General features: G+C 69.3%; 14 protein-coding genes. 2 read left to right on the top strand and 12 right to left on the bottom strand.

All coding sequences use genetic code 11. The features are described from left to right. Positions 1–6 precede the first annotated feature (6 nt). On the bottom strand, positions 7–612 hold the full coding sequence (locus AB0I43_RS16635; RefSeq protein ID WP_357432425.1) for a helix-turn-helix domain-containing protein: 606 nt from the start codon (positions 610–612) through the stop codon (positions 7–9). A gap of 22 nt (positions 613–634) precedes the next feature. Further along, positions 635–1,915, bottom strand: a complete 1,281-nt coding sequence (locus AB0I43_RS16630) for a hypothetical protein (protein WP_357432424.1) — start codon at positions 1,913–1,915, stop codon at positions 635–637. A 171-nt stretch (positions 1,916–2,086) separates the two neighbouring features. Here AB0I43_RS16630 and AB0I43_RS16625 point away from each other — a divergent pair, with 171 nt between their 5' ends. Then, complete coding sequence (locus AB0I43_RS16625; protein WP_357432423.1) at positions 2,087–2,266, top strand: hypothetical protein; 180 nt, start codon at positions 2,087–2,089, stop codon at positions 2,264–2,266. On the opposite strand, the gene AB0I43_RS16620 is transcribed toward AB0I43_RS16625, so the two are convergent. The 10 genes from AB0I43_RS16620 to AB0I43_RS16575 all read right to left on the bottom strand — a co-directional run bounded on the left by AB0I43_RS16620 (position 2,218) and on the right by AB0I43_RS16575 (position 12,481). Further along, a complete protein-coding gene (locus AB0I43_RS16620) occupies positions 2,218–2,859 on the bottom strand; it encodes a hypothetical protein (protein WP_357432422.1) in 642 nt (213 codons plus the stop codon). The two genes, AB0I43_RS16625 and AB0I43_RS16620, sit on opposite strands and share 49 nt — an antisense overlap. Before the next feature lie 6 nt (positions 2,860–2,865). Continuing rightward, the gene (locus AB0I43_RS16615) at positions 2,866–3,882 is read right to left on the bottom strand and encodes an XdhC family protein (RefSeq protein ID WP_357432421.1); all 1,017 of its coding nucleotides are present in this window, start codon (positions 3,880–3,882) and stop codon (positions 2,866–2,868) included. Then, positions 3,875–4,348, bottom strand: coding sequence for a (2Fe-2S)-binding protein (locus AB0I43_RS16610; RefSeq protein WP_356979423.1), 474 nt, complete (start codon positions 4,346–4,348; stop codon positions 3,875–3,877). Before AB0I43_RS16610 ends, AB0I43_RS16615 begins: the two co-directional genes overlap by 8 nt. Beyond that, positions 4,348–5,226 (bottom strand): FAD binding domain-containing protein, encoded by an 879-nt coding sequence (locus AB0I43_RS16605; RefSeq protein WP_357432420.1) that lies wholly within the window; start codon positions 5,224–5,226, stop codon positions 4,348–4,350. Before AB0I43_RS16605 ends, AB0I43_RS16610 begins: the two co-directional genes overlap by 1 nt. Positions 5,227–5,231: 5 nt before the next feature. Next, positions 5,232–6,218, bottom strand: coding sequence for a GTP-binding protein (locus AB0I43_RS16600; RefSeq protein ID WP_356979427.1), 987 nt, complete (start codon positions 6,216–6,218; stop codon positions 5,232–5,234). Continuing rightward, a complete protein-coding gene (locus AB0I43_RS16595; protein WP_357432419.1) occupies positions 6,211–7,614 on the bottom strand; it encodes a UbiD family decarboxylase in 1,404 nt (467 codons plus the stop codon). Before AB0I43_RS16595 ends, AB0I43_RS16600 begins: the two co-directional genes overlap by 8 nt. Beyond that, positions 7,611–8,234 carry a UbiX family flavin prenyltransferase gene (locus AB0I43_RS16590; protein ID WP_356979430.1) on the bottom strand — a complete coding sequence of 208 codons (624 nt, stop codon included), beginning with the start codon at positions 8,232–8,234 and terminating at the stop codon, positions 7,611–7,613. The genes AB0I43_RS16595 and AB0I43_RS16590 overlap by 4 nt, the downstream gene beginning before the upstream one ends. Beyond that, positions 8,231–9,589 carry a nucleobase:cation symporter-2 family protein gene (locus tag AB0I43_RS16585; protein ID WP_357432418.1) on the bottom strand — a complete coding sequence of 453 codons (1,359 nt, stop codon included), beginning with the start codon at positions 9,587–9,589 and terminating at the stop codon, positions 8,231–8,233. Before AB0I43_RS16585 ends, AB0I43_RS16590 begins: the two co-directional genes overlap by 4 nt. A gap of 7 nt (positions 9,590–9,596) precedes the next feature. Beyond that, positions 9,597–11,003 (bottom strand): nucleobase:cation symporter-2 family protein, encoded by a 1,407-nt coding sequence (locus tag AB0I43_RS16580; RefSeq protein WP_356979434.1) that lies wholly within the window; start codon positions 11,001–11,003, stop codon positions 9,597–9,599. Positions 11,004–11,074: 71 nt separating this feature from the next. After that, positions 11,075–12,481 carry an amidohydrolase gene (locus AB0I43_RS16575; protein WP_357432417.1) on the bottom strand — a complete coding sequence of 469 codons (1,407 nt, stop codon included), beginning with the start codon at positions 12,479–12,481 and terminating at the stop codon, positions 11,075–11,077. A gap of 442 nt (positions 12,482–12,923) precedes the next feature. Here AB0I43_RS16575 and AB0I43_RS16570 point away from each other — a divergent pair, with 442 nt between their 5' ends. After that, the gene (locus AB0I43_RS16570) at positions 12,924–13,919 is read left to right on the top strand and encodes an amidohydrolase family protein (RefSeq protein ID WP_357432416.1); all 996 of its coding nucleotides are present in this window, start codon (positions 12,924–12,926) and stop codon (positions 13,917–13,919) included. The last annotated feature ends 10 nt before the right edge of the window (positions 13,920–13,929 follow it).

Here is a 13,929-nt window from a genome sequence, read left to right as displayed (position 1 = left end):
GGTCGTTCAGCGCAGGATGATCGGGACGATGTGGGTGCGGGCGAACTCGGTGAGGGCGGGCTCGGTGGTGAGGTCGAGGGTGCCGATCGGCTGCAGGATCAGGGAGTGCACGACCCGGCAGGCGACTTCGACGCGGGCGCCGAGGCCGGGGATCTCGGGCAGACCGCGCTCGACCCGTGCGGCATCGAGGATCTGGATCGTGGCCAGCACCGACATCGTGAAGACCGAGCCGCCCTCGGTGGTCAGTTGCGGCAGCAGCCGATCGGGTTCGAGGACGAGCATCCGCTCGACGAGCCCGTGGGCGCGCCAGCGCGTGACGACGGTGACGAAGGTGGCGACGACGACGTCCTCGAGCAGTTCGTGCCGGGACGGGATGTCGTGCAGTTCGGCCAGCAGCCGCTGTACTTCGCGGCCGGTGACGGCGCGCACCACGTCGTCGCGGGAACCGATGCGCCGGTAGACGGTGACGCGGTCCACCTCGGCCTGGCGGGCGATGTCCTCGATGGTCGTCTTCTTCACGCCGACGCGCTCGAACTGCACGAGCGCGGCGTCGAGGATCCGCGCTTCGATGGACACGTCAGCTTTGGCTGCGTCTTCCGAGGTGGAGGGCACGTCTCGAAGTTAGCAGGGGCCGCTAACCGAGAGTCGGGCCGTGCGGCTTGCGCTGGGTCCACCGGTGTTTGGGCTGTTCGGGGCGCGGCGGTTTCGCCCGCTGCCGGGGATCGTGTTCGACGCGGTCGGTGAGGCGCGGGCCGATCGGGGTGTGCGGGATCGGGCCGTCGATGCTGCGCGGGGCACCGCCGTAGCCGGGGCTGGGCCGGTCGGCGGTGTGCTCGCGCAGGATTCGCGCGGCGGCGCCGGTGGTGGACAGGCCCACCGTGGGGCGGCCGTTGTAGAAGTAGTCGTGGAAGTCGGCGGGCACCATGGTGGTCAGCAGTTCGAGGGTGCGATCCCAACCGCCGTCTGGGCCCCGCCACAGATCCAGCAGCGAACTCGACACCCGGCCCTGGGTCGCACTCCCGGAATCCCAGTTCGGGGTGAACGCGTCGTTCTCGAAATCGGCGGATTGCCCATTGCTCCAGACATATCGATTGTCGCCGAGGGTGTAGGCGGCGACGGCGTCGGCGAAACCCTCGGTGAACGCGCACGACGGCGAGGACACGAGATTGATGTAATGCGGCGAGCAATTATTCACCTCGGCCCACTGTTTTCCCTGCCAGAGCCACTGGAAATAATGGCCCGCCTCGTGCAGCGTCACATGTCTGGTGTCGGCGTCCGCCGCGGTGAGATAAACGAATCCGAGGGTGGTGAAATAGGAAACGCCACCCGGCTGACCGCTGACCGAGGGCCAGACGAACGAAATCCGTTCGCAGGACTCGGAATCGTCGTGCGACGTCCAGCAGGATCCGGCGGCGGCGGGCCGGTTCCACCACAGCAGGTTCATCGTGTCGACGATCTTCCAGGCGCCCGCCAGCGCCGCGGGCACCGCGATGTCACCCAGCTCGCGGGAGCCGCTCACCGCGAGCAGCGGCACCGTGAACGTGTGCGGTTCGCCCTCGGCGCCGTCGTCGTCGAGCACCTCCCACAGCGTGGAGCTCTGTGCGCGGAACACCAGGTAGAGGTCCGAGCCGGCGACACCGGTCGCGCAGGCGCGGAAACGGCCCGCGGTGTCGGTGAGACTCGCGGCCAGCGGCACGTCGTCGGGACTCGGATGCGCGCTGTCGTAGAGGGCCCAGTTCGCGTTGCGCGCGGGCGCGGTCACGACCGGCAGGTGCGGTCCCGCCTCGGCGTCGGGGCGGCTGTAGGTCAGCGTGCCCGTCAGACACGTGGGAGCGGCGGGCACGGCGGCCACCGCGGGCACACCGGCGGCCGCGCACACCGCCGCGAGGATCGATGCCCAGCCTGCGCGATTCACTCGGACCTCATTTCCGCGAATTACTCCGAAGAATTGACATCGCAGAAACTACACAGACATTGCGGAATATGTCCGATTTGCGATTACCGGCGGCGTTTTCCCCATTCCGGATCGACCTGCATACTGGATGGGTCGGTAATTCCCGAGCAGAACTCGCGGAGGTATGTCGAAATGGAGCGTGAGCAGGATCTGTCGCAGGACGCCCGGCGTAAGGCCGGTGCCGAGAACGCCGCCGCACACCGGGCCGAACGGCACGATCAGATGTCGGATCTGAACCGGATCCGCGACGAATCCGGCGGGGATTACGAGCCACCCACGCGGACGGACGCCCAGCTCGACGAGGGCGACTGACCGGCTAGCCGGCGGGTCGCCGCCACCAGGGCGGCGAACAGGACGGCTTCGCCGAGATTGCCCAGCGGGGGCACGGCGAAGGCCGCCGCCGAGGCGAACAGCAGCACGACGGTCGCGAGCGCCAGCCAGGGCCAGCGCTCACGCCGCCAGAGCAGGATCCCGGCGGCGAGCAGCACGACGGAGACGACCAGCGCCGGGATCGGCGGTCCCGCGGGCGCGGCGTGGGCGTAGCGCAGCGTGCCGGCGTAGTGCTTGGGCACGAGGTCCAGGTGGACGAGGTCGGCGAACACGCCCCAGGCGATCAGCGCGCCCGTGAGCGCCCAGGCCCAGCGCCATCGCCAGTGGAACACCTGCCGCGCGGCCCAGAGCAGCAGCAGCGGCGTCAGCAGCGCGTGGGCCACGAACCGGCCGACGCTCAGGGCGTGCAGCGGCTCGCCGGTGCCGAGCGCCGCGCCCGCGCCGAAGACGATCGAGTCGTAGGCGAGCCCGAGGCCGACCAGGGCCAGGCACCAGCGCGGCGGCCCGGCACCGCGCAGCAGGAACACGCACGCGAGTTGGAGACCACCGAGCAGCAGTAACGCGACGGACAGCATCGGAGATCAACTTACCCCCTCCGGACACCGATAGCCCTGCGTCCCAGCGGTTTGCCGGTGGATCGCGCCGCCGGTCCGCCCCAGCGGCGCCGCCGACCCGCCCCGCACCACGGCGACGATCTCCGCCGCGATCGACACGGCGGTCTCGGCGGGGGTCCGCCCGCCCAGGTCCAGCCCGATCGGCGAACGCAGGCGGGCCAGCTCGCGCTCGGTCAACCCGTGCTCACGCAGCCGGCGCAGCCGTTCGGCGTGGGTGCGCCGCGACCCCATCGCGCCGACGTACCCGACCGGCAGGCGCAGGGCGACTTCCAGCAGCGGGATGTCGAACTTGGCGTCGTGGGTCAGCACGCACACCACCGTCCGCGCGTCCACCGGGAGCGAACGCAGGTAGCGGTGCGGCCAGTCCACCACCACCTCGTGCGCGTCGGGAAAACGCTCCGGCGTCGCGAAGACCGGCCGCGCGTCGCACACCGCGACCCGATAACCCAGCATCCGCCCGACACCGGCCAGCGCGGCGGCGTAATCGATGGCCCCGAAGATCAGCATGCGCGGCGCCGATCCGAAGGCTTCCACGAATTTGCCGCCCCGCCAGCCGGTTTCGTCCACCGGTTCGCCGGGCACGATGGTGGTGCGCGGCTGTGCGCCGAGCGTGCGCAGCACCGTCACCGGCTCGTCGTGGGTCAGCGCGTACAGCGCGGGCGCGAGCTGCACCCCCGGCGCCGGGTGCACGAAGATCTCGACCTCGCCGCCGCAGGTCAGCCCGACCGCGAACGCGTCGTCGTCGCTGTAGCCGAATCGCCGGCGCACCGCCCGGCCCGAGCTCAGCGCGTCCAGGCACAGCTCGTGCACGGCCGCTTCGACGCAGCCGCCCGACACGCTCCCCAGCACCTGGCCGTCCGCCGAGACCGCCATCGTGGCGCCCGGCGGCCGGGGCGCGCTGCCGCTGGTGTCGATCACCGTCGCCAGCGCGTATTCGACGCCCGCGCACTGCCATTCCCACAGCTGGTGCGCGATATCACGCACGGTCGAGTTTCCGTTCGGCCGCGAGCCGCACCGCGTCCAGGATCTTCTCGTATCCGGTGCAGCGGCACAGGTTTCCGGCCAGGGCCTCGCGGATCTCCACGTCGGAGGGCTCCGGGTTGCGCTCGATCAGGTCGGTGGCCTGCACGATCAGACCCGGTGTGCAGAAACCACACTGGACCGCGCCGGCCTCCACGAACGCCTGCTGCATCGGGTCCAGCGCTCCGCCGGCCGCCAGCCCCTCGACGGTCCGCACCGAGCGACCCTCGACCTGACCGGCAGCCACCAGGCACGCGCAGACCGTCGCGCCGTCCAGATAGACCGTGCACGAACCGCATTCGCCTTGCTCGCAGGCATTCTTGGAGCCGGGCAGGCCCATTCGCTCACGCAGGATGTAGAGCAGGCTCTCGCCCGGCCAGACATTGTCCACGGTCGTCGGAGCGCCGTTGACGGTGAAGGTGACGCGCATCAGGCCGCCTTCCTTTCTCTCGCATAGTCTTTCCAGGCCCAGGTCAGGGTGCGCCGAGCCAGTACCGACAGGGCGTGGCGGCGGTATTCGGCGGTGCCGCGCACGTCGTCGATGGGTGCGGCCGCCTCGGCGACCAGCTGTCCGAAGCGGGTGACCACGGCGGGGTCGAGCCCGGCGCGGGAATCCCAGCGCCCGGACGCGGCCAGCTCCGCGGCCAGGAACTGCTCGGCCGCGGTGGCCCGGCGCGGCGTCGGAGCCGCCGAACCGAACCCGGTCCCGACCTCGCCCCGGTCCGGGTGCAGCGACAAAGCGAACGCGGTCACCGAGATGACCATGGCGTTGCGGGTGCCGATCTTGGCGAACTGCTGCGGTCCGGCCGCGGGCCGGATCCAGTACGCGGCGATGAGCTCGTCGGCCGCCAGCGCGTTGCGCTTCACCCCGAGATAGAAGTCGGTGATCGGGATGTGCCGCACCCCGCGCACCGAATGCGCCTCCACCACAGCGCCGTTGGCGAGCAGCGGCGGATGCGCGTCACCGGCGGGCGAGGCCGCGCCGAGGTTGCCGCCGACGGTGCCGCGATTGCGGATCTGCGGCGAGCCGACGGTGCGGGCCGCCATGGCCAGCCCTGGCGCCGCGGCGCCGAGTTCGTCGATGATCCGGCTGTAGCTGACGCCCGCGCCGACCCGCAGCGCGCCGCCCGCGGGCGCCCACTCGGCGAGCTCGGCTACGCGGGTCAGATCCAGCACGGCCGCGGGGCGTTTGACGTCGAAGTTGAGTTCGACCATGACGTCGGTGCCGCCGGCGATCGGCAGCGCTTCCGGGTGGGCGGCCTTGGCGGCGAGGGCTTCGGCCCAGGTTCCGGGTCGCATGAATTCCATGGCGATCACCCGGCCAGGCAGGACCGCAGGCCCTGGGTCAGCGCGGCGCGGTCGAGGTCACGGCCGATGAAGACGACCTTGCCGGGCTCCTTGTCGCCCGGCCACGGCGCGGACGGGCGGATCTCGAACATGGTGTGAATGCCCTGCAGGACGTGCTTGCGGCTGTCGTCGGCGACGGCGAACAGCCCCTTGATCCGGAACACGTCCTCGCCGCGCTCGGCCAGGTGCGCCGTGAGCCAGGACTCCAGCGCGTGCTGGTCGAAACTTCCGTCCAGTTCGATGCCGACGGAGGTCAGGCTCGGATCGTGCTGGTGGTTGTCCTCTTCGAGCCAGTGCGGATCGCCGGCCATGGTCCTGGCCATGTCGAAGGCGCCGATGCCCAGCACGTCGGCCAGGTCGATCGCGGCGTACTGCGAGGTGATGATGTCGGCGGTCGCGTTGATCGCGCGCACCGCCGCCTCCACCTCGCGCACGTCCTCGGCGGCCACCAGATCGACCTTGTTGATGATGATCCGGTCGGCGAAGGCGATCTGATCGACCACCTGGTGGCCGACGCCGTCGTCGCCGACCTCGGTGAGGTGGCCGCGCACATGCTTGGCGTCGACCAGGGTGACGATGGCGTCGAGGGTGAAGTTCGCGGCGATCTCGTCGTCGACGAAGAAGGTCTGCGCGACCGGATTCGGGTCGGCCAGCCCGCTGGTCTCGATCAGGATCCGGTCGAACCGGTCGCTGCGTTCCAGCAGCGAGCGCAGGATCTCGATCAGATCGGTGCGCGCCGTGCAGCACAGGCAGCAGCCGTTGCTCATCTCGATGATCTTCTCGTCGGCGTTGAGCACCAGATCGTTGTCGATCGGGATCTCGCCGAACTCGTTCTCGATCACCGCGATCCGGTGGCCGTGATTGGCCGTGAGGATGTGATTGACCAGCGTGGTCTTGCCGGAGCCGAGGAATCCGGTGAGTACGGTGACCGGGATCTTGCCGTTGTCAGACATGTGTCTCTCCTTGTGCCGTAAGGGAATTGAGAACGCGCCGGGCCTGGGCCAGGGCGTCCGGGGCGATTTCGATGCGGCGGCCCTCGAAGTCCGGGCCGCGGGTGGCGTCCAGCCCCATCCGGGAGGTGGTGCCGTCGCTGGTCGAGGAGGGGTCCAGGGGCGAGCCCGGCAGCCCGTCGACGGTGAGGATGTCGCGGTGCGGCTGGAAATGCGTGGCCAGCGCCCACAGCACCGCGGAATCGTCGGTGAGGTCGATATCGCTGTCCACCGCGACGACGGTCTTGACGTAGGGGTCCCAGCCGAGCAGGCCCAGCATCACCTGGCGGGCCTGCCCGGGCCGGCGCTGCCGCAGCGCCACATAGCAGTGGAAGTGCGTGCCCGAGGTCGGATAGTGCACGGCGGTGACGTCGGGAAAGCGCGACTTGAGCTTCTCCGCCATCTCCGATTCGCGCGGGATCCGGGCCAGATTGAGATGCTCGGCGGTATTGCCGCCCTCGACGTCGAACAGGATCGGCTCGCGCCGCCGCATGATCGAGGTGACCCGGATCAGGTTGTTGGTGGACCGATTCGAGGAGTAGCCGGAGAACTCACCGAAGGGCCCCTCCTCGGCGTGCGCGGCCGGATCGATCGTGCCTTCGAGCACGAAATCCGACCAGGCCGGCACCCCGATCCCGTGTTCGGGCGTGCCGACGACCTCGAGCGGCTCCCCCAGCAGGCCGCCGGCGATCGCGCGCTCGTCGACCTCGTACCCGACGCGGGCGGAGGCGGCGAGCATGAACAGCGGATGACCGCCGATCACCATGGCGACCGGCATCGGCCGGCCTAGTTCGGCGTATTTGCCGAGCATGCGCCACAGATCGCCGCGCGAGTGCAGGCTGGTCGCCAGTTCGGTGGGCGAGTGCGCCATCGAGCGGTGATAGCTCATGTTGCCGACGCCGGTCTCGGGATCCTCGGCGACGATGATGCCGCTGGTGATGTAGGGCGCGCGGTCGGAGGCGAAGTGCCGCAGCATGGGCACCGTGGCGAGATCGACTTCCGTTCCGCGCTGGACGATTTCGAGGATCGGCCCGGTCTGCACGCGCCGCGGCGCGACCGGCCGCGCGGCCCGGGCGGCGAACGCCTCGTGCAGTCCGCCCGGCTCGGTGTCGAGCAGCCGGGCGATCCGCCGGCGGGAGGCGAAGACGTTGCTCACCACCGGCGTCGCGACGCCGTCCAGCTTGCGGCACTCCAGCAGGTCGTCGCGGCCGCGCGCGGTGAGCTCGTAGATCAACCCGGTCACGCCCTGGTCGGCGGGCACCACGTCGTCGATCGTGAGCACGTCCTCGGGGTGGGCGGTGCGGTAGTCGGCGAGGAAGGCGTGCGGGTCCTGCCGCCGGGACAGTTCGGGATACGTCATCGGGTGAGACCTCCGGTGAGTTGGCGCGCCGACTCCGGCCCCTGCCACCGTGGCGACAGATCGTGCTCGATCCCGAACTGGTCGAGGATCTTTCCGCTCAGGTGCGCGAGGAGGTCCTGAATGGAAGCCGGCTGCTGGTAGAAGGCGGGCACCGGCGGCAGCACGATCGCGCCCGCCTCGGTCACCGCCGTCATATTGCGTAGATGGATCAGGCTCAGCGGTGTTTCGCGGGTGACCAGCACCAGCCGCCGCCGCTCCTTCAGGCACACGTCGGCGGCGCGCGCGAGCAGGTCGTCGGAGTACCCGTGGGCGATCGCGGCCAGCGTTTTCATCGAGCAGGGCACCACGACCATGCCCATGGTGAGAAACGAGCCCGAGGCGATGCTCGCCGCGATGTCACCGCGCTGATGGTGCACGTCGGCGAGGGCGATGAGATCCTCCGCGCGCAGCCCGGCCTCGAGTTCGAGCGTGCGATGCGCCGCCCGCGAGACGACCAGGTGCGTCTCCACGGTCTGCAGTCGCTGCAGCGCGGTGAGCAGATGGATGGCCAGGTGCGGCGCGCTGGCGCCGGTGATGCCGATGAGCAACCGCGGTCGCTCGGGCACGGAACGTGTGGTCATGACGGACTTTCCGAGGGTCGAGCGGGTCTGCGCAGTTCGTGGAAGACCACGTTCAGCACCAGGGCCAGCAGGGTTCCGGTGGCGACACCGCTTTTGAAGAACATCTCGGCGAAGGTGGGCAGCTGGTGATAGAAGCGCGGGGCGTAGGCGGGAATCAGCCCGACGCCCAGCGACAGCATCACGATCATCAGATTGCTGGGCCGGCCGAAATCCACCCGCGCCAGAATCTGGATCCCGGCCACCGCGAGCGCGCCGAAGGTGACCAGCGCGGCCGCGCCCACCACCGGCTCCGGAATGGCCGCGGCGACCCGGCCCACGGGCTGCACCAGACCGAGGACGAGCAGGATCACCCCGCCCACGGCCACCGGGAATCGGCTGCGCACGCCGGTCAGCGCGATCAGGCCGATGTTCTGCCCGAAGGTGGTGTAGACGAAGCCGTTGAAGACGCCGCTGAACGCCGTCATCAGGCCGTCCACCCGCAGCAGCCGCGCGATCTCGTTCGGGCCGACGGGCTTTCCCACCACCTGTCCGACCGCCAGCCCCTGCCCCGCGCCCTCGACCATCAGCACGAAGACGATGACGAGGAACAGCAGGATCGAGGGGACGTGGAACTGCAAGGCGCCGAAGTGGAACGGGCGCATCATTCCCACGATCGGCCCGCCGCCGATGCCCGACAGGCTGCCGATGCCGGTGACCCAGCCCGCGATCGCGCCGATAACCAGCGCCAGCAGAATCGACAGCTGGCCCAGCAGCCCGGTGAACAGGCGCCGGAACAGCACCATCAGCGCCATGGTCGCGGCGGCCAGCGCGATGTGACCGAGATTGCCGTAATCGGCAGCGCCCGCGTCGGATCCGGCGATCAACCGGATGCCGACGGGGATCAGCGTCAGGCCGATCAACGCGATCACCGTGCCGGTCACCACCGCGGGGAACAGTTTCAGCAGCATGCTGAAGTACGGGGCGACCACGATCCAGACCACGCCCGCCACCAGCAGCGAGCCGTAAACCGTTGCCATGCCCTGGTTCTGGCCGACCAGCACCATGGGCACGATCCCGCTGGAGGCCGCGCCGACCACCAGCGGCATCCGGATGCCGAACTTCCACAGGCCCAGCGCTTGCAGCAGGGTGCCGATGCCGGCCAGCACCAGATCGATGCTGACCAGGTTCGCCAGCTCGGCGTCGGAGAGTCCGATCGAGGTGCCGAACACGATGGGCACGACCACCACGCCCGCGTACATGACGAGCGTGTGCTGCAAGCCGAGCAGCACCATCTGGAGTAGACCGGGACGCTCGTCGACCGGGGCGGTCACGGTGTCCGGCAACTCCACGTCGCGATTGACTTCTTTGTCGGTCATGGCGAACTCAGCTCGCGGCCTGCGGGTCGGCCTGGTCGGCGCGCAGTTCCTTCGGCTGCTCCGCCGGCTCCGGTGCGAGCTCCGGCTCCGGCTCGGGCTCGACGCCGTTGAGCAGCAGGTTCAGCAGGAAGGCCGCGATACCGCCCGCGGCGATGCCACTGGAGAGCACGGTCTGCAGCGGTCCGGGCAACTGGTCGTAGAAGTCCGGCGAACCCACCGGAATGAGCCCGAACCCGAACGCGATCGCGACGACGAGGTGGTTGCGCGGCCGGCTGAAGTCCGCGCCCAGCATCAGTTTGATGCCGATCGCGCCCAGGGTGCCGAACATGACCACGCCGATGCCGCCGAGCACCGGCCCGGGCAGCGAGGCCACGACGGCCCCGAGCTTGGGCATCAGGCCGATGAGCACCAGGATCACGCCCGCGGTCGCCACGACGTAGCGGCTCATCACCCGGGTGATGCTGACCAGCCCGACGTTGCCGCCGAAGGTGACGAACGGGAAGCTGCTGAACAACCCGGCCAGCGCGGTGCCGACGCCGTCGGCGCGCAGCGCGCGGGCGATGTCGGTCGCGCCGACCTTGCGGCCGACCACCTGACCGACGGCCAGGGTGTCACCGGTGGACTCGACCATGTTGACCACCTGCACGATCAGCATCGGCAGGATCGCGGCCAGCACGAAGGTGGGCGCACCGAACGAGAACGGTGACATCACACCGAAGATCGGCGCGTCGGCGGTGGCCGAGAAATCGGTCAGGCCGAGCGGCCAGGCCACCAGCGTGCCCACGATCAGCGCGATCAGGATGGCGAAGCGGCCGATGGAGGGTCGCATGACGCGCTCCAGGACCACGACCAGCACGATCGTCGCGGCGGCGAGCAGCAGGCGTTTCGGCGCGCCGTGGTCGGCCGCCGCAGCCGGTCCGGCGATCATGGTGGCCGTCTTGGGCAGCAGCGAGAACCCGATGATCGCGATCGTCGTGCCCGTGACGATCGGCGGGAAATACCGGGTCAGCTGGGCGAACCAGGGCGCCACCAGCCAGGTGATGAGCCCGACGACGATGGTCGCGCCGAACACCGCGGGCAGGCCGGATTCGGTGCCGACGATGATGGCGGGCGTGATGCCGGTGAAGGTCGAGCCCATGACGATGGGTAGTCGCACACCGATGTTGAAGATGCCGAGGGTCTGCAACAGGGTCGCCAGGCCGCTGACGAACACGTTCGCCGTGACCAGGGTGGTGATCTGCGCGGGTGAGAGGCCGATGCCCAGGCCGATCACCAGCGGCAGGGTGACCATGCCGGAATAGGCGACGATCACGTGCTGGAGACCGAGCGGGATCAGGTGCCGCAGTGGGGGAATCGAATCGACGGCATCTCTGGGTGTTGCCGACCGGCTGCGTTGTCGGGTAAAGATTTTCATTGCTACTCTCCTGGACCGGCGGTGCGGTGCGGATGGGTGGAGACGGTGGGCCGCGGCCCGATGGAATGGATTCAGTGGGTCCAGGGCGTCAGCAACCCGTGCATGCCCGCACGGGAGATCAGCCGTTCGGCGTGGTGTGCGGCGTGCTCGGCTGCCGCTTCCTCGTCGACGAGCAGGCACTGCCCGTCGCGGTAGACGATCTGCCCGCCGACGATCGTCATCTCGACGTCCGAACCGCGTGCGGTGTAGACCAGTGAGCTGACCGCGCGGTGCACGGGTTGCAGGTGCGGCTGGTCGAGGTCGACGACGATGATGTCGGCCAGGCGGCCGGGTTCGAGCACACCGGCGTCGATGCCGGCGTAGCGCGCGCCCTCGCGGGTCGCGAGTTCGAGCGCGTCCTCGGCGCGGGCGCTGGTCGGGTCCAGGGTGGACAGCCGCTGCGCGTAGACGGCCAGCTTCATCGCCTCGAACAGGTCTTGCCGGTGGCCGCAGCTCGGCCCGTCACTGCCCAGAGAGACTGCGGCACCGTGGTTTCGGAGTTCGCGCAGCCGGATGGTGCCGGAGGCGAGGTAGGCGTTGGAGGACGGATTGTGCGCGACGCCGGCGCCCGCCGCACCGACCTGCTCGACCTCTTCGTCGTCGAGCCAGATGCCGTGCGCCAGCGTCGCGCGCTGATCGAGCAGGCCCTCCTTGGCCAGCCACTGCACCGGGCGCACGCCGTAGCTGTCGAGGTAGCCCTCCGGGTCCTTGCTGCTCTCGCAGCAGTGGGTGTGCCATTTGGTGTCGTATTCGCGCGCGAGTTCCACGCAGCCGCGCACCAGATCCTGGTCCACATAGGTGAGATTCAGTGGCGCCGGCCAGATTTCGACCTTCGAGCCGCGGGGGCGGTGCTGGATCGCCTCGCGGGTCATGAGCAATTCGTCGGCGGCGCTGTAGCGGAACAGCGACTGCGGCTGACCGCGCCGGGCGGCGATGTCGGTGCGCACGCCGAGCACGCCCCGGGCCACCACGCCGCGCAGCCCGGCCGCCTCGATGACATCGGCGACCGCCAGGGTGGTGGCCAGATCGCTGGGGGCGTAATGGTTGTCGACGATGGTGGTGGTGCCCGCGCGCAGCGCCTCGACCGCGCCCAGTCGCGCGGCCGCCAGCGCGGCCTGCGGGGTCATGGCGATGGAGTAGGGCCACATGAACTCGCACAGCCAGGGCACGATCGACATGCCCTCGCCCAGGCCGCGAGCCAGGGCCTGATAGAGGTGATTGTGGCCGTCGACGAATCCCGGCAGCACGACCTTGCCCGCGCAGTCGATGACGGTGTCCGCGCGCCAGCCGGCGAGTTCCTGCGGCGTGCCGACCGCGACGATGCGGGAACCGGTGACGGCGACCGCGCCGGTGCTGTGCACGGTACGGGCGTCGTCGACGGTGACGACGGTTCCGCCGGTGAGGAGTAGATCGCAGTGTTGAAGAGGTCGGGGTGCCATGGCCGCCGCTGCCTTCCCAGGGCGGCCCGAGCCGCCCCAAATCCGTTGGCGTACAGGGAGATATCTCCCTCAGGCCAGGCCGAGGCCTGGCGCGTGCCGAACGGTTTAACCCAGGATCGGGAGGTCACCGGCAGTGTGACCTGGCACACATGCCGTGGTCACGAGTACATGTAAACGGCATGCCGCAACGCTTGTCAACCCTCAATCGCGGCGCACTCGAATTCCGGAATTCGGCGAATTGGCCCGTGAACTGGCCGAACCCGAGTGCACGGTGATCAGGAATTACATGCAATCCGTTGACACGCCGGAACCGCTGTGCTGAACTCGGTCCCATCGAGCCGGCAGTCGGGCCGGCCCGCCGCGGTTATCTCCACCGCGGCCCGTAGGTGCGGTTGATGCGCGGCCGGGGATCTGATCCCGACCTGATCAAGGAAATTCACACATGATCATCGATACTCACGTACACCCAACGAATCTCGTCGACGAGGCATGGCGGCACACCGGTGACCCGTTCACCGGCGAACGCACGCTGGAAATGATGGACGGCCCGTTCTGGATCAACGGCAAGCCGCGCCGGGTCGACGTCAGCTGCATCATGCCGCCCCCGGGCAACACCACCTGGCGCGAAGGCAGCCGGGGCGGCCGCGAGGGCATCCGCGACTACCAGGCCTACGTGACCTCCCTGGTCCAGAAGTACCCGAACCGCTTCGTCGGCAACTTCATCTACAACCCGCGCTTCGGCCCCGAGAACGGGGCCGCCGAACTGGCCTTCCACGTCCAGGAGCACGGCTACAAGATGATGAAGCTGCACGCGAACATGCACTCCTACCGCCCGGACCGGGCGCTGGACTGGCTGCGCCCGGCGCTGCGCGTGTGCGACGAGCTCGGCGTCACCGTGCTGATCCACACCGGCGACGGCCCGTACTCCATTCCCACGCAGTTCTATCCGATCATCCGCGAGTTCCCCAACGTGAACTTCATCCTGGGGCACTTCGGCATTCAGACCGGCGGCGTCTACTGCTTCGAGGCGTTCTGGATGATCCAGGACTCGAACAACGTCATCGGCGAATCCGGCTGGCTGCTGCAGTCCCGGATCGTGGAATTCGCCAAGGAGATGAAGAAGTCCAAGATGGTCTTCGGCACCGACTCCCCGCCGAACGAGCCGGGCATGTGGGCGCGTGAGCTGGAAGTGCTGTGCCACAAGCCGCCGCAGGGGCTGGACCTGTCCGAGGACGACCTCGAGGGCTACCTGGGCAACAACATGGCCAAGCTGCTCGGCCTGGCGCCCACCCCGCCGCCGAAGGACAAGGCCGAGGCGGAGGCGTACCTGCGCGGCGAGATCACCCAGGCCTCGGCCACCAACTCGCACGCCGACCACTACAGCGGGTACACCCCGTCGGCGTGGGCCGAGGAGGCGGCGCTGGACGCCGCCAAGTAGCGTCCGGTCC

The sequence above is a fragment of the Nocardia sp. NPDC050435 genome, assembly GCF_040655395.1.
Lineage (GTDB): Bacteria > Actinomycetota > Actinomycetes > Mycobacteriales > Mycobacteriaceae > Nocardia.
Note: the sequence above shows the minus strand (reverse complement) of the source record. Positions and strands in the feature narration are given on the sequence as shown.